Annotated in this window: 16 protein-coding genes and 1 riboswitch; of the genes, 8 read left to right on the forward strand and 8 right to left on the reverse strand. The window is 37.1% G+C overall.

Features of this window, described 5'->3' with window-relative positions:
• Positions 1 to 291: 291 nt before the first annotated feature.
• A complete protein-coding gene (serS, locus tag F6K15_RS34450; protein WP_293070094.1) occupies positions 292 to 1,569 on the reverse strand; it encodes a serine--tRNA ligase in 1,278 nt (425 codons plus the stop codon).
• Between the two features lie 445 nt (positions 1,570 to 2,014).
• On the opposite strand from serS, the gene F6K15_RS34455 reads away from it, so the two are divergent.
• A complete protein-coding gene (locus tag F6K15_RS34455) occupies positions 2,015 to 2,536 on the forward strand; it encodes a pentapeptide repeat-containing protein (protein WP_293070096.1) in 522 nt (173 codons plus the stop codon).
• 101 nt (positions 2,537 to 2,637) lie between these two features.
• Here F6K15_RS34455 and F6K15_RS34460 read toward each other — a convergent pair whose 3' ends face one another.
• Positions 2,638 to 2,862 carry a hypothetical protein gene (locus F6K15_RS34460; protein ID WP_293070098.1) on the reverse strand — a complete coding sequence of 75 codons (225 nt, stop codon included), beginning with the start codon at positions 2,860 to 2,862 and terminating at the stop codon, positions 2,638 to 2,640.
• Between the two features lie 395 nt (positions 2,863 to 3,257).
• A riboswitch (cyclic di-AMP (ydaO/yuaA leader) is annotated at positions 3,258 to 3,440 on the forward strand.
• 112 nt (positions 3,441 to 3,552) lie between these two features.
• Between F6K15_RS34460 and F6K15_RS34465 the strand changes: the two genes are divergently transcribed.
• Entirely contained in the window at positions 3,553 to 3,915 is a 363-nt protein-coding gene (locus F6K15_RS34465) for a hypothetical protein (protein WP_293070100.1), read from the forward strand.
• Positions 3,916 to 4,857: 942 nt separating this feature from the next.
• The gene (locus F6K15_RS34470) at positions 4,858 to 5,199 is read left to right on the forward strand and encodes an NfeD family protein (RefSeq protein WP_293070102.1); all 342 of its coding nucleotides are present in this window, start codon (positions 4,858 to 4,860) and stop codon (positions 5,197 to 5,199) included.
• Positions 5,200 to 5,553: 354 nt separating this feature from the next.
• On the opposite strand, the gene hpnA is transcribed toward F6K15_RS34470, so the two are convergent.
• Both hpnA and F6K15_RS34480 read right to left on the reverse strand, forming a co-directional pair.
• Positions 5,554 to 6,537 (reverse strand): hopanoid-associated sugar epimerase, encoded by a 984-nt coding sequence (gene hpnA, locus F6K15_RS34475; RefSeq protein ID WP_293070104.1) that lies wholly within the window; start codon positions 6,535 to 6,537, stop codon positions 5,554 to 5,556.
• Positions 6,538 to 6,540: 3 nt separating this feature from the next.
• Positions 6,541 to 7,419 carry a ribonuclease T2 gene (locus tag F6K15_RS34480; RefSeq protein ID WP_293070106.1) on the reverse strand — a complete coding sequence of 293 codons (879 nt, stop codon included), beginning with the start codon at positions 7,417 to 7,419 and terminating at the stop codon, positions 6,541 to 6,543.
• A gap of 522 nt (positions 7,420 to 7,941) precedes the next feature.
• On the opposite strand from F6K15_RS34480, the gene F6K15_RS34485 reads away from it, so the two are divergent.
• Positions 7,942 to 8,151, forward strand: coding sequence for a hypothetical protein (locus F6K15_RS34485; RefSeq protein WP_293070108.1), 210 nt, complete (start codon positions 7,942 to 7,944; stop codon positions 8,149 to 8,151).
• Between the two features lie 733 nt (positions 8,152 to 8,884).
• On the opposite strand, the gene F6K15_RS34490 is transcribed toward F6K15_RS34485, so the two are convergent.
• The gene (locus F6K15_RS34490; protein WP_293070110.1) at positions 8,885 to 10,384 is read right to left on the reverse strand and encodes an NAD(P)/FAD-dependent oxidoreductase; all 1,500 of its coding nucleotides are present in this window, start codon (positions 10,382 to 10,384) and stop codon (positions 8,885 to 8,887) included.
• Positions 10,385 to 11,289: 905 nt separating this feature from the next.
• On the opposite strand from F6K15_RS34490, the gene F6K15_RS34495 reads away from it, so the two are divergent.
• The 4 genes from F6K15_RS34495 (at position 11,290) to F6K15_RS34510 (ending at position 15,335) form a co-directional block, all read left to right on the forward strand.
• Complete coding sequence (locus tag F6K15_RS34495) at positions 11,290 to 12,930, forward strand: hypothetical protein (protein ID WP_293070111.1); 1,641 nt, start codon at positions 11,290 to 11,292, stop codon at positions 12,928 to 12,930.
• A 234-nt stretch (positions 12,931 to 13,164) separates the two neighbouring features.
• Positions 13,165 to 14,160, forward strand: coding sequence for a pentapeptide repeat-containing protein (locus F6K15_RS34500; protein ID WP_293070113.1), 996 nt, complete (start codon positions 13,165 to 13,167; stop codon positions 14,158 to 14,160).
• A gap of 270 nt (positions 14,161 to 14,430) precedes the next feature.
• Positions 14,431 to 14,997 (forward strand): transposase family protein, encoded by a 567-nt coding sequence (locus tag F6K15_RS34505; RefSeq protein WP_293070115.1) that lies wholly within the window; start codon positions 14,431 to 14,433, stop codon positions 14,995 to 14,997.
• Positions 14,998 to 15,065: 68 nt separating this feature from the next.
• Positions 15,066 to 15,335 (forward strand): transposase family protein, encoded by a 270-nt coding sequence (locus F6K15_RS34510; protein ID WP_293070117.1) that lies wholly within the window; start codon positions 15,066 to 15,068, stop codon positions 15,333 to 15,335.
• 96 nt (positions 15,336 to 15,431) lie between these two features.
• Here the strand turns inward: F6K15_RS34510 and F6K15_RS39170 are convergent, their stop codons facing one another.
• From F6K15_RS39170 to F6K15_RS39180, 3 genes are read right to left on the reverse strand one after another with little or no spacing between them, the layout of a single operon-like run.
• On the reverse strand, positions 15,432 to 15,698 hold the full coding sequence (locus F6K15_RS39170) for a zinc ribbon domain-containing protein (protein ID WP_375341108.1): 267 nt from the start codon (positions 15,696 to 15,698) through the stop codon (positions 15,432 to 15,434).
• Between the two features lie 55 nt (positions 15,699 to 15,753).
• Positions 15,754 to 15,882 (reverse strand): hypothetical protein, encoded by a 129-nt coding sequence (locus tag F6K15_RS39175; protein ID WP_375341110.1) that lies wholly within the window; start codon positions 15,880 to 15,882, stop codon positions 15,754 to 15,756.
• Positions 15,883 to 15,895: 13 nt separating this feature from the next.
• Entirely contained in the window at positions 15,896 to 16,135 is a 240-nt protein-coding gene (locus F6K15_RS39180; RefSeq protein WP_375341109.1) for a transposase, read from the reverse strand.
• Between the last annotated feature and the right edge of the window lie 119 nt (positions 16,136 to 16,254).

Here is a 16,254-nt window from a genome sequence, read left to right on the forward strand (position 1 = left end):
TCTCCCAATAAAAAAGCTGCTTCTCTAGTTCCAATAATAGTCATTTTTACTATAGCACTATAGTTTTTACTGTATACTTAAGTTTAATTTGAACTTTGCTATATTAAAGAATAGTCATCAATTCAATAAATTCTGTTACTTTCATTACATTATGTCAATAAAGTTGGCTAACTTTAGACACATATAATTTTCGGTAAAAAATATGGCGATAGTCCTCTGGCAATAATCTTTGATTTAACCGTGAGAGTATCAAAAGTAGGGGGCGTATCAACACTCCCTACTAGATCGCAATTACAAGAATTCACGCCCCATAAAAGCTTGCAAGACTTCTGGTATTTTCACGCTACCATCAACCTGCTGATAATTTTCCAAAATAGCCGCCATAGTTCGCCCTACTGCTAAACCAGATCCATTCAGAGCGTGAACATACTGAGTACCTTTTTTCTTTCCTTCCTTAAACCGAATATTTGCCCGACGTGCCTGAAAATCTTTCACATTAGAACAACTAGAAATTTCTCGATATGTTCCTGATGATGGTAACCACACCTCCAAGTCATAACACTTAGCCGCAGAAAAACCTAAGTCTCCAGTACACAATTCTATAATTCGATAAGGTAACTTCAGTGCTTGTAAAATAGCTTCTGCATCTGCCACTAATTTTTGATGCTCTTCTTCAGAGCGATCGGGATGCACAATTTTTACCATTTCGACCTTATTAAATTGATGGAGTCGAATTAACCCCCTAGTATCTTTGCCATAAGCACCAGCTTCTCGACGAAAACAAGGAGTATAAGCACAATGATAAATAGGTAGTTGTTCCGCAGTCAAAATTTCATCCCGATACAAGTTCATTGTTGAAACTTCCGAGGTAGGTATTAACCATAGATCGTCTGCTTCACATTTAAAACTATCCTCAGCAAATTTTGGTAGTTGACCTGTAGCTGTCAAAGACTGACTGTTTACCAATAATGGGGCCATAACTTCAACATAGCCAACTTGAGTATGGCGGTTGAGCATAAATTGAATTATGGCACGCTCTAATGCTGCTCCTGCTCCCATTAATGCCACAAAACGACTTTGAGCAATTTTTACCCCTCGTTCAAAGTCGAGAATACCTAGTTTTTCCCCAATTTCATAGTGGGGAATAATTTTTGGATTTTGGGGAATATATTCATCGCCCCAACGTTTGACTTCGATGTTTTCTGCTTCACTTTTTCCTAAAGGTGTAGACTCACTAGGCAAATTAGGAAGAGGTAAGAGCAAGGCTTCTATTTTGGCCTTTATCTCTTTTTCCCTGGGTTCTAATTCGCTGAGTTGGGTTTTGATTTGATTTCCCTCATCCTTTAAAGCTTGAACTTCAGCCCCCTTCGGGTCACTGCCAGATTTAATTTTTTCTCCTACCTGTTTACCAATCTGGTTACTACGAGCTTGGAGTTGCGATCGCTCTGTTTCCAGTTGTCGCTGTTGCTCATCCAATTCTAGAATTGGCTGTAAGTCGTAGTCTCCACGACGGTTGAGTAATTCTTGTACAGTTTGCAGATTTTCTCGAATTTGTCTAATATCTAACACAATTTTTTCCTAGACCATTAATTAGCTATCAGCATTTCAACACTCAGCTTTCAGCGCGCTAAAAGTTTGAGTTTAAATCCCCGACTTCTAGCTTGTCATTTAATTTTAGGAGGGGTCGCGTATCCCCTTTCCGTTCCGGAATGCTCCGCAAATGCGCAAAGCTGACTGCTAAACGCCGAGTGACTGAAAGCTTTTTTAATTTATTTCATTTAACAGAATATTACTTTAGCTCAATTATTGTTCAAAAAGCCAAAAGTTGAAAATCAAGAGTCAAAAGTCATAATATCTATCTGAATCTGTCAAAGCGAAGAGCATGGGAATTAAAATGTCTTGAGATAGGGTTGCTATGAAGATCGGCAAAAACTAATGATGTAATTTTTGTGATATGATGCCAAAAAAATCAAATATCTAAGATTAAATTCAGTAGTTTCTTAAGAAGTAAAAGATGAAATTTGTATATCCATTAACAGCGACATTATTAACAGTATCCTGGTTAACTATTCCAGTATTTGCTCAATCTAAATCTAATTCTATGGAACGCATCAAAACTATTCAGCGTTTATTAAGCACTTATGAATGTCAAGGTTGTGATTTGGGTGAAGCAGACTTAAGTGAACAAGACTTAAGCGAAGCAGACTTATTAGGAGCTAACTTACAAAAAGCAAACTTGAAAGGAGCGAATTTAAGAGGTGCTATTCTCAGCGGTGCTAATTTGATTGAAGCAAATTTGGCAGGAGCTAATCTATCAGGCGCAATTATGCATGGTACAACTATGCAAAAGGCAGATTTGACAGATACTAATTTATCTTGGGCTGATTTGTACCAAGCATATATGGAGGAAGCTAAGTTAAATAGAGCTAATTTATCTAATGCAAATCTTAATCAGGCAAAATTAGAGCAAACAGATTTTTGTGGAGCCACTCTACCTAGTGGTAAAAAGGGAAATTGCTCTAATGACAAAAAATAGAGATTGCTCTAATGCCAGAAATATAGAGGTTGTCAATTGGAGTTTTTATGCAAAAGTTTCTATATATTAAAGTTGAATTTACTATTTTGTTAGGTATTGTTTTATACTACAGCAGATATTTCATCAATTACTTTAATCCGTCCTCTATAAATTGCACGAATTAGTCGGTCTATAGAGCGTTTTTCGTATTCTTGTAAAGAATCATCAAATATTGCAGCCATTAATCCATAGCGGTCAGCCAGGGTAATGTAGCCATTTTCGTTAGCTTGAGCAAAAAGGTCTCCTAATGCACATGGAAGAAGATGGACGGGAGGATCTACAGGCATAACATTCACCTTTAAATTCTACAGTTCTAGTATTACTTACTGTTCTAGTATTACTAATTTTTTATTGTTACATAGTGATGCAAAATTCAGACAGTAAGTGATCGCACTTACTATATTTAGTGATTTTAATCACGATTAGTATGTGACAACTAACAATGGGCTTAGTGACTTATATTGCAAATCACTAAATTTAAAATTTTGCGGAAAACTATTCTAAGTATTAGAAAGATATAGGTGTACCTCAACCTTGTCGGAGCAACAGTATAACCACATTTCAATACTTTACTAACCATCCTCTCAAATTTTTAGCTGAAAATTTTGATACAATTTACAAAAATTTCTGTCAAAAAGTGTTGACAAAGCCTATAGAAAAAGTTAATATATTATCAAAAGCAAAAGACAGTCAGCCTAATCTGGCAAGAAAGGCACAGTGAGAGTGTCGCTGGAGCGGAGGAACCAAATACAGGGGGCTTATCTCTGAGAAGAAGTCTTTGAATGTAGAAAAACAAAGATGCAGAGAAGGGAATCTCTCAGCCCTAGCCCGTCAGCTAACTTCGTAGGCATATGAGAGGAGAATGAAGAGTCAACTTTCTATGAAAATTTAGACAGATTGTCAATTCAGTATCCTTGGTTGGTATAGGTCTGATTTGTTGCGCCCGATAAACTTGACTCTGACGATCGATCTAGAAAATGTTAGAAAAACTGAATATTCCCTTTTTTGCGACGCTTGCCGTAGTTATTGTTATACCTCAACAAGCAGTATGGAAGCGCATCTGTCGCTTCGTCACGCCTGACTTAGTTTTGTTACCCGCATTAGGATTTTTTTGGACTATAGTGTTGTTTTCTATGGTTAATACCTTTTTGACAACGTTCATACCCAGTCCTTGTTTACCAACAGTGATCGGTACAGCTATAAGTGTTTCTAAAGTATCCAGAGGATACTTAGGAGTAGCTCAAGCTTTCTGGCAGTGTTCTGGTGAAGCTAACGATATAAATGCTCTGTCTGTTCCTCAAGTTGGTTCTCAACTAGAACAAGCTTACGCATCTGTTTAACGCATACTATTACAACAATATATTTAATAGGTACTACCTTACAAGCTTCTATCATTGCAAGGTAGTACTTGTCATTTGAAAAATTTATGCGATTGATAAATGAGAACAATTTATCGCAGGAAACAGGGAAGATGTAGTTGGCAATTAGAAGTTTCACTTACTGAAGGCTATTTGAATAAGTCAAAAGTCAAAAATGAATTTTTAGCGGACTCAGACTACAGACTACAGAAGAAAATTATACTAGAAACTTTCAATCAAAAGTCATAGAGAAACTAATAATTACCATTTTTCTACAGGTAATTGTCACAATTAATTTTATATATAGGAAAGGAGCGATCAATATTAAATTTCTAATTTTGACTAAAAGTTCCAGATTTGCTACCCAGAAGAATGAAGCTTGAAATGTAGAAAAAATTAATACCAATTATTATATAGTAGTTGGCAATTAGAAGTTTCACTTACTGAAGGCTATTTGAATAAGTCAAAAGTCAAAAATGAATTTTTAGCGGACTCAGACTACAGACTACAGAAGAAAATTATACTAGAAACTTTCAATCAAAAGTCATAGAGAAACTAATAATTACCATTTTTCTACAGGTAATTGTCACAATTAATTTTATATATAGGAAAGGAGCGATCAATATTAAATTTCTAATTTTGACTAAAAGTTCCAGATTTGCTACCCAGAAGAATGAAGCTTGAAATGTAGAAAAAATTAATACCAATTATTATATAGTAGTTGGCAATTAGAAGTTTCACTTACTGAAGGCTATTTGAATAAGTCAAAAGTCAAAAATGAACTTTTAGCGGACTCAGACTACAGACTACAGAAGAAAATTATACTAGAAACTTTCAAGCAAAAGTCATAGAGAAACTAATAATTACCATTTTTCTACAGGTAATTGTCACAATTAATTTTATATATTAGGAGAGGATTGATAAATGTTAAATAATTTTAGTGGTGCTGTCAAAACTTCTAGTGCAAATAACCCATATTTGTTAGCCATGTCTAAAGAGGCAGTAGTTGATGAAATAATTCGACCAAATCAACTTGGTAGAATTCGTTATCGGGGTAGTTTATGGAATGCTAAATGTCTCCAAGAACTTACAGTTAATACAGGAGAAGTTGTATATGTTTTAGGTAATGATGGTATCACTCTCATTGTAGATACTATTCCCAATAACGATAATATCGCTCCCGATATAAGCGATCAGAAATTACCATTACCAACACCTTTATTATTTGTTGGTAAATTTTTACTACTACTATTTATTTTGTTGTAATATCAAATAATTAAAGCAAGGAAGAAGGAAGAAGGAAGAAGGGGTAAATATTGAAAAAAAGGGAAAAACGATAGAGATAACTATATAAAGTGAACTGGAGCAGCTATTTTTACAGCGGTTTTTGTTTGGGTAGACCACAGTAGAGACGTTACATGGAACGTCCTTACAAAGTTTTGTTTGTGAAGATGTGGTTCATCAACTTGAAAAGCGCTGTAAGCATATCCCGATAGATATCTACCTTGTAGGGGCGTTAGCGTCAGCTATGCGTCAGCAAACGGCCGAAAGCTTGCGCATAACTATCGTTAACGCCCCTACCTCTGTGAAGCTTCCCCACTCCCCTACTCCCTCACTCCCCTACTCCTTCAGACCATAAACCCGAAACCAATCAACAGCATCTTGAAGAGCAACTCTAATCGAAGACTGAGGTAAACCCAACTCTTTCAACCCCTTAGAAGCATCATAATACATTCGTTGTTGAGACATCCGTACCCCATCCACAGGAATAGAAGGTCGTTTTCCCAAACTTCCCAGAATTACTTCATCCACCCATGCCACAGTCAAAGGCAACCAAACAGGAACAGTTTGTTTAGGAGCAGCTAAACCCGTAATCTCCTCCAATAAATCTAGTAACGCCTTAAGTGTCAGATTTTCATTTCCCAAAATATAGCGATCGCCACATTTCCCCCTTTCCAATGCCAACAAATTTCCCCAAGCTACATCCCGAACATCAATAATATTCAAACCAGTATCTACATAAGCAGGCATCTGGCGACGCAAAAATCTGACAATAATATCACCAGTAGGAGTAGGTTTAATATCCCAAGGACCAACAGGAGTAGTAGGATTAACAATTACCACATCTTGTCCCAAATTAACTGCCTTCACCGCCTCCTGCTCCGCCAAAAACTTAGACCTTTTATAATCACCAATCAACTTCTCCAGTGGAGACTGATAACCCTCATTAACCATCGCACCAGAAACCCCCACCCCAATAGCAGCAACAGAACTCGTATAAACCGTCCGTTCAATTTTCGCCCGTCGTGCCGCCTCCAAAACATTGCGCGTACCAAACACATTATTTCTGTAAAGCAACTCTCTATCCCTTTGCCACAAAGAATAATGAGCAGCAACATGAAACAAAACCTTGCACCCCACCATCAACTTCCATAAGTTGGGGTCATTTAAGTCACCAAGCACAACCTCCACATCCAAACCATGGAGATTATCTAGACAACTTGTGGGGCGAACAAGCGATCGAACAGCATAACCCTGCTGCAATAACAACCTGACCAAATTCGCCCCAATAAAACCACTGCTACCAGTGACAAAAGCTCTCAATTTTTAAAACCCAGCAGGATCGACAAGCAGATCATCGCAGAACCCTGTCTTTGTCGGCAGCAAAATATCTGCTAACTTGTCTCCCACTAGAGGTCTGCGCATTTTAATTTGAAACTCAGTAAACAAGCCATCCCTACATTTGACTTTCACACTTTTAGCAGCTCCTTCTCCAAAAGAATTTTCAAAAGCTGTGTCTATCTGAGACCTAGTAATAATGTTACCAATATTTTCCGCAAACAACTCCTGTACTTCAGAATTATTCACTTCTCGAAGTAAATCTAGGGAAATATCATAATAAGTATCTTCATCTCGCCCATCGCAAGTTCCATGTTTGACCCACTCGTGACGATGTAGATAAGACTGTACCCCAGGCATTAATACTGCTAAATCAGAAGTTGTCTGTTCATCCAGATCCAATGGGGGTAAATCATCCCAGTCTCCCTGCTTATCATCACTTTTGTCTTCATAAGACACACCACAATAGGAAACTCTATCAGGCCATAAGCCATGTAAAGTAAAATTAGTGGCATCGTAGCGCTCTGCTGTTTGGGAAATACACTCTGGTTTACTTCGCTTTGTTTGACAGAAAGCAGGTTGCCAACTAATGGCAAGAACATATTTATCTATACAACGTTCTATAGAGCAGCTTTGACCAGTGAGTGTTTCTGTCTCGTCTCCTTCTGTTTCACTTATAATTTCTCCGTCAGGATCAAATTCACCACAGCTCTTGTTGACCCATTTAGTTTGTCCATCTACTTTGATATTAAAGTAGTCTCCAGTTTCTTTGTTTCGCCCTAATACTGGGTAAACCTTTCCAGTTTCCAGAGTAACAGCTCCAGTTTTCTTTCTGAAGCTTGTGTAGGCTTCACAACTATCATTCATTGTGAAATTTCCATCAATTTGATAGAAGGCGAAAGCTGGACTTTGTCCCAACAGTAGAAAAGATAATAGGAATGCGACGATTAATCTCATTAAGTCTCCTTTATTATTTTGGTCGCCGAACTATTTTCAATATATCTGAACAAAGGAACAGGGCACAAGGATCAGAAATAGGCAACAAAATAGGGTTTGTTGAGAAGGTTTTTTGTAGGGGCGAATGGCATTCGCCCTATGCGTTTCAATCCCTAAGTAGGGATTAGGGTTTCCAGAGCAAAAAGCAAGCTAGCCCTGCGACATACGCAACAAAACCATAACTAAGCACAAACTCCTATTGCGACATACGCAACAAAACCATAACTAAGCACAAACTCCTATTGCGACATACGCAACAAAAGCAACTGAGTATAAACTCCTATTGCGACATATAGCGCTGTGCGCAGGCAACAGGCAACAGCTCATCTGGGGGAATAAATTGCTGATAATATAAGGCTTTTAGCTATTGGACACCTCCTGCAATTTGTAAATATGCCAGCTCCTATTGCGACATACGCAACAAAAGCAACTGAGTATAAACTCCTATTGCGACATACGCAACAAAAGCAACTGAGTATAAACTCTTATTGTTCTTTGTTACCTAAAAAAGCGATCGCCACTGCTTCCACTGAGCAAGTTGTCTGGCATGGAAAATTCTTTGACGTAGATTCCTCAAAATTTTACCGAAAAATTATGGTCTAATATCAAGTTGCACTGATTAACCACAATATAATAAAGATGAAAAAGATGGCATACTCCTCAAGAGTCATCAAAAGAAGACTTAAACTATTAGCCAAGGATTTTAATCTCAGGCTCGCCATGCCATCCGCCAAGAAATAAATTTCTGGGCTGCATAGCAGAAGTCATCTTTAGATGACTAGCGATCGCCCCTATCTTCATAGCTGAAAAAGTAAATAGCTACACCAAACCAAAGTATTCTTATACCAGCGCTCATTCAACCCAAACCACCAATTCAAAAAATATGAGTCAAACCATTGCCAAAAAAATCCGCGCCATGGATGGAAAAGAGACTTGACAGCGGATTTTTTCTCTAGTAGGATTGTATTATTGGGTGTAACTCCAACCTACTCTTGATTTTTTATTCAATCAAGTTTGCAAGCGATCGCTCCTCTCTGTTATCAAAGGACGTAGAGACTCTACATATAAGGGCGAATACCATTCGCCCCTACAGATAAGAAGAATAACACCAGGCATCATCAAGATCGCTCGCTCAACCTAAACCATCAATTCAAAAAAATATGAGCCAAACCATTGCCAAAAAAAATCCGCGCCATGGAAGGGAAAGAGACTTGACAGCGGATTTTTTCTCTAGTAGGATTGTATTATTGGGTGTAACTCGAACCTATTCTTGATTTTTTATTCAATCAAGCTTGCAAGCGATCACTCCTCTCTGAATAACTTAAAAAGTAAATAGCTAAACCAAAGATAAAGACTTATCAGGAAGAACCAAAGTATTAGCACAAATCACCCCAGAAGCAGCCACTGCCGGAACACCAATACCAGGCAGCGTACTATCACCAACTCGATACAAACCAGGAATAGGAGTATGAGGCCCAGGGAAACTACTATGACCAGCAACAATAGCAGGCCCATAAGAACCGCGATCGCGTCGTAAAAAGCGAGCATGAGTCAGAGGCGAACCAATTAACTCCAGAGTTATACGTTGTCGGACATCAGGAATAACCCTTTCCAAAGCCAAAAATAAAGACTCAGCCTTTTCTCGTTTGCGTTGCTGATAAGAGTCATCTTTTTGCCAACCAGAAAAAGATTCCAGAGTATAAGCATGAACCACATGATGACCGGGGGGAGCAAGATGAGTATCCCAAACAGAAGGAATAGAAATCATACAAGTATTGCCGGGAGTACTAATATCAACATCCCCATCAAGCACAACCACATGATGTCCGGTCAAACCCTCCAAACCATCGGCACGAATACCTAAATGTAAGTGCATAAAACTTTCTACAGCAGGAGTCGCCAAAGCAGCTTCGCGGTAAGAAGGAGGTAAATCTTCTAGTTGCAATAACTTAGTATAGGTATCCCAAATCGTAGCATTGGAAATTATAACATTCGCCCTAACAACTTCATCCCCACGCAACCGCACCCCTATTACCTTGCCAGACTCTATCAATATTTGTTCCACATGAGCATTCAAACGTAACTCACCACCCCAACGTTCCAGACCTCTCACCAAAGCATAAACTATGGCACCACTACCACCCATAGGATATTCAACAACAGAATTAGAACGTTCTCCCAACATAAAGGCCACTTCTGGAGCAACAGTACCATCAGCTTTTAACCCAGAGAGGAGAAAACATTCCAAATCAATTAAACGACGTACCCATGGATCTTGCACCCATCTGTCCATTATTTGCCCAACAGAACCCCCAATATCTCTAAGATAAGGCAGTAACTTCAGCAAAGATAATCCATATTTTCCCAATAAAATAGGAATTAACCAAAAATCAGCCCTTAAAATTGTAGTGGGAATTTCTTTAAGGCCGTCATATATTTGCAAGAGATGCTCTTGAAATTGTTCTAATTCTTGAGCACCTTGAGTTGTGAACTTAGCAACAGCTTCTATATAGGACGACGCATCGGAATAGATAGGCAAACTACCTTCAGGAAAATGATAGTGTCCCAGAGGGTCATAAACAACCGTCTCAATAGATTCTCCCAAAATTTTTAGGACTTTTTGTAAAGGATTGAGACTATTGGGGTCAGCTAGTCCACAATAAAATGAGGGGCCAGAGTCAAAGTGGAAGCCTTGACGGGAGAAAGAATGAGCAGCACCTCCAGGAATAGCATGGCTTTCACAAACTAATACTTTTTTGCCATAGTAGGCGAGCAATGCTCCGGCAACTAATCCTCCAATGCCACTACCAATGACAATTACATCAAAATTTTTCATATCATGTTCTTTCCCTCTACTCCCTACTCCCTACTTCCTCTTTTCTGGAGATTTCTATTGGTACTTACACATTTTCTGGTCAAAAAATGCCTAAGAGTTGGTATGCATAAGAGAATTACGTCAATGCCATAAAAATGGCTGAAACCTTTGGTAGTGAAGGAATTATACCTTGTCGATGCAAAACTCTCTACCTGTATATATTTGAGACTATTTTATGACTCTATTTTATGCAAGTCCCACTATTAAACATCTGAATAATTTTCTACTATAGCAAAGTAACTGAATTAATTACAAATTAACTTTATATTCTAGTAGGATTGACGACTATATTACTTTTGTATTTCAAACAATTCCAGAACCACAGTCATATAATAGTAGTTTAAATAATTTGTAAACAATCCAATAGTAGTTCAAAAAGTGAAAAGCCTTACTCCTGTTCCCTCATTTAGAGATATTTTATGCACAAATCAAATAGGACTACTATATAATTTATAAATAATTTATAATGGTCTTATACCATGCATGAAAAAAGAATGTTACGGTTCATAAGTGCGATTAAAATCCTTTAAAGGAGATGTCCCTTTGACAAAAAAGAGAATTTCCGACCTAAAAACTGGTATAGAAGCCATTCATTCTGACTCCTGACTCCTGACTCCTGACTTCTAAGAAATATCCTAGCTATTTTTAGCAAACATTTATCAGTTTGGTCTTATTATTATCGATGACTAGAGCTAAATCAAACATAGCATCTTGAATTAGCCAATAAAATTATATTTTTGACAAACAGCAATTTGAGTATTATTTTTTGCCCAAACTGATGTTTAAGAGATGACTATTATCAGTAAATCATTTTCAACTTTCAATAACTTAGAAAAAAAATTACAGATTATTCAGGGATAAAAGGTATGGAATCATTTTCAATGATAGATACAGTAGTTAATGAACTCAAACAAGATGCAGATTTAATCAGAATAAAGAAGGTAATCTATTGTGCCTGCGAAGGTAGATGGGAAAATGATGAAACTAAATTAGAAGAAATTAATTTGAAGGAGTTAATAGAAGAACTATATAAAAAAACCGGAAATATAGAAACCTTAGATCATCGTTTATCTAGAATAGTTTCTAAAGTTAACAAAAAAACAGAATATGGTTTATTAGCACAGAAAATTATTGACAGTGTAGGTAAACTATATCCTGAAGAAGAAGACATGACAATTATGGAATCTAGTCCCATTTGGGAACTACAGGGAGATTCAAGTGAGCAAACAATTCTTAAAGAAAGATTAGTAGTCGAAGAATCTTATGAAAGAGACCCGGGAAATTTGTTTGATGTCAGGCAAAAAATTATGGAAGGTACTAATCCATTAAAGACAAAAATTCTGATTTTTTCAATCGTAGAACATCAATTTAATTTTGGGGAAAGAGATTGGTTATTGTTGAAAACAAAAAACTTAGATAGTCTACTCAGGCAAATATTTAATTTATGCCTATCTATTACAGACTTAGAATCTTCTTTATATAGTACGGCTAATAATTTTGAAGTTCCAGATGAATATGCTCAAGTAGCACATGTAATTATCAATGCTTTAAGTACTTGTTATTCAGCAGAAATAATTCTACCTACAAATAGTAAAGTCAAAGTTGAAGATTCAGAACAAAAAATCAGCGATGCCAAAAGTGATATTGCTTTTCATCAAGGTGAAATCACCAGTGGTGAAAATGAAAAATTTACTCAAGAATCATCTCCTATAAGTTCATTTGAAAATTCTGAAGCAGAAAGAATTTATCAAAGTAATAATCAAAAAGAAGCTAAAAATCTTACCGACTCAATTGAGGAACAACAAATAGTACCTTCTGTTCCTATTGAACCAATAATAGATAGTCAAGGCAAAGATCAAACAGATTCTATAGAAAGAAAAAATATCCTAGATTCAATCAAACAAAAATTAGAAATAGAGCATGAAATTTCTACATTGGTAAATCAGAGAGTAGATACTGTAATGGATACTATAGAAGCACAATTTATTTCCTTAGAGGAAACTTTAAATCAGCTTTTACAATTTGAGTTAGAAGAACAACGTTTATTATTAAAATATACAGCGTTAGAAAATTTAATTAGTAATATACAAAATAATTCTACAAAATTCAAGACAATTCTGAAACAATTAGAAATAGAAGAAAGAAAAAAACTCAACCTCATTAATTCTAGCAATACGACCGCTACAGAATCAGAACAAAAAAAAGAAAGTATTGATGATAATCAACAAAAAATTATAGAATTAGCAACCCAAGGTAATCCAAAAGCAGTTGCCTTAATGATTAATCAATTACTTCAGCAACAAGAAATCAAAGTAATAGCTGGTAGAAGAAATAGTTGGCTACATCTTATCCTAGAATCTGAGCAAATCCCAAATCAAGAAATGGTAACTTCATTAGTGCAACAAAAAATCGCTAGTTTAAAATCAGAATCTCTGAAAAATGTCAAAATTCATGGTAGAAAATTAGGAGAGAAATCAATTGCTTGGACACAAACAATTGAATGCTAAAATTTTTTATTAGCAGAAGGAAGAAGGAAGAAGAAAGAAGGAAGAAGGAAGAAGGAAAAATGTTGCTTTGTCTAAGCTTTAAGTTTTTGATATAGCACTACGCAAATAGGTTAGGGCAATTATAAATACTCAAACGAGGGTCAGGGATTACTTCTGACTTCTGACTTTAGTGAAACGGTATAACTAACCTTCTTCCTTCGAGTTAATTTTTTAAGTAAGGAAAGGAAAATCATAATGAGTGGTGGTGAAATTCTGAGAAGATATGCAGCAGGAGATACTGATTTTCATGGCATCAATCTTAAAGGTGTACAGTTAAATGGAGCAGATCTAATTGGTGCAAATTTCTCTGGAGCAGATCTTCAGGGAGCAGACTTTATATTAGCTTTCCTTAACCGAGTTAATCTACAACGGGCTAATCTAATTACTGCCAGACTCACTGGTGCATATCTAACTCAAGCAAATTTGCAATCCGTTAAAATGGCAGATGTTGATCTTCATGGCGCAAACTTACAGAATGCAGACTTTCGGCAGGCCAATCTAGAATTAGCAACTTTAATTGATGCTAATCTGAGTGGGGCAGATATGCGGGGAGTTAATCTACAGGGTGCTGACTTGCGTGGTGCTTATATGCGTGGAGCAAATCTCCGCCATGAAAAGCGAGCTTATGCAATAGCTAACCTTAGAGGGGTAAACTTGCGTGGGGCTGATTTACGTGGTGTTGATTTGACTGGGGCAGATTTAACAAAAGCTGATTTAAGAGGAGCAAACTTAAGTGAAGTTTTACTTAGAGGTGCTAAATTAGCAAAAGCAAACTTAGCTCAAGCAATTTTGGACGGGGCATTTTTAACAGAATCTAATTTGGCAGGAGTTAACTTATCTGGGGCAAGTTTAATGAATGCCAAAATTGAAAGAGCAGGATTAATGGATACACGCCTGAATGAAGCGAACTTAACTGGCGCGATTATGGCAGATGTAAAATTAGGTAAAGCTCAGTTAATCAAAGCAAATCTAACTCAAGTAAATTTGGTGAGGGCCGATCTTAGTCGAGCGAATTTAACTGAGGCCAATCTTACTAAAGCAGACTTAACTGATGCTTATCTAGCAAAAGCAAATTTCCGTAATTCCAGTTTGAATGACTCAATCTTAACCAGGGTTGAATTAAGTACAGCCAATTTAAGTGGCGCTCAAATGCAAGGTGCTGTAATGCCTAATGGAGATATTCACGAGTGACCTACCCAACCGTATGGACGTATGGGGCTTCTGAACTCAAAGGGAAATGCCTCAAGACAGACTTACCGAATAATTAATTATTAATAATTAATTATTCGGTAAGTCTGGTTTAAAGCCTCCCCTTTGAAAGGGAAAAAAAGAAATAATATTTCCTGATATTCAATTCCGTAACGGTTAAAACCCGAGGTAATTATCAATTATCCATTATCCATTAGACTTGTCGCTTAATAAGGTAAAGTAAGAATTGGTATTACTAGATGAGATAGAAAAATGCTAGACATCAATCGAGTGCTTAAAGAAGACCGACTGTTAAGGGCATTAACTGGACTAAACCGTAAAGCATTTGATGAATTATTGCCAGCTTTTTCTGTCCAACTTAACAGCGAAGCGATCGCCACCACCCAAAATCCTCGACTTCGAGCCAGAGGGGGAGGTAGAAAAGCCAGATTACTGCAAGCCAAAGATAAGCTATTTTTTATTTTGTTCTATTTTAAATGCTATCCTACCTTTGATGTGGCCGGAGTATTATTTGACTTACACCGCAGTCGAGCACATCGTTGGATGTTAAGACTACAACCAATACTGGAGAAGTCATTGGGAAAAAAAATGGCCTTGCCAGAACGTAAATTGGAAAGCGTCGGAGAATTCATTACCAGATTTCCATCTGCCAAAGAAGTAATGATTGATGGCACAGAACGGCCAATTCAACGTCCAAAAGAGCAACAGAAGCAAAAAAATCATTACTCAGGTAAAAATTTGCGTCATACTCGTAAACATTTAATTATGACAGACGAGAATAAGAGAGTCTTAGTGCTTTCACTCATCACGAGAGGGTAAGGTGCATGACAAACGGCAACTAGATGAAGAAAAACTGGTAGAATTTGTGCCTGATGAAGTGACAATTCATGTTGATTCAGGCAATCGCGGGATTACAGAAAGAATTTGTTAACATCAAAATACCCACTAAAAAGCCGAGAAAGAAAGAATTAACAGACAAACAGAAACAATCAAACAGAGAAAAAAGTAGAGTTCGTGTCAAGTGTGAACACACGATATCAGGTGTCAAAAGATACAATGCAACAACAGCAATCTACAGAAATCGAATCAAAGATTTAGACGATCGCCTAATGTTAACTGCTGTAGGACTCTGGAATTTCTACTTGATGGTAGCATAGATTGATGGGTGCAACCCACGATTTGACAATTTTGCGATCGCCACTTTTCAGGTTTTATTTAGCGACAAGTCTATTAATGAAGTCCACTTTTTGGTATTACTTCCCCTCCTTCCCTAGGGTACGCTGGGCGAACAGCAGCAGTCCTTCCAAGACCGATATTTCCCTGATGCCTTCTGCCCTAATATTTTTGGACGCATTTTCCTCTCGGTCGCGACCGGTACCACAACTTGGACAAGTCCACTCTCTAACATCTAATGGCATTTCTGATATTTGATAGAGACACCTACTGCAAATTTTATACCAAGGAAACCATCTATTAATCTCTACTAATAAACCACCTTTTTGTTGCAGTTTATAGTTCATAAAATTGATAAACATTCCCCAACTCACATCAGATCTCGTTTGAGCTAAGTTGTGATTATGTTTGCGCAGCATGACCTAGGAAACCATACCCTTGATGTTTCAGATTCTCAACAATTACTACTTGATTATCATTGACGATTTTTCTTGATAATTTATGTAGAAAGTCTTGACGGACATTACTAATACGTTCGTAAACTTTAGCTACCTACTAGCTTGCGTGCTTTTTCTCTTGATTTACTTTCTTTCTTTTTACGGGCTAATTTAGCCTGTTTTCGAGCTAAGTTTTTTTGATGTTTTTTGAAGTGTTTAGGATTAGCATACTTAGATGTTTTGTAGCCATCATGGATAATACAAAAGTCTTTTAGTCCTAAGTCAATGCCAAGAACCTTACCTGTAACAATCACTTCAGGGATTTTTTGTTCGGTATCAATTGACATCCTCCCGACGCTGCTCTCACGAGACAGCGCGGGATTCCCGAGCATCACTGTTAGGGGTTTTCTGTTTCCTCTTGACAGAGGAGCTGCGCTAACATAGCACCTGCCTTCCGAGATTTACT

Source organism: Okeania sp. SIO2B3 (genome assembly GCF_010672525.1).
GTDB lineage: Bacteria > Cyanobacteriota > Cyanobacteriia > Cyanobacteriales > Microcoleaceae > Okeania.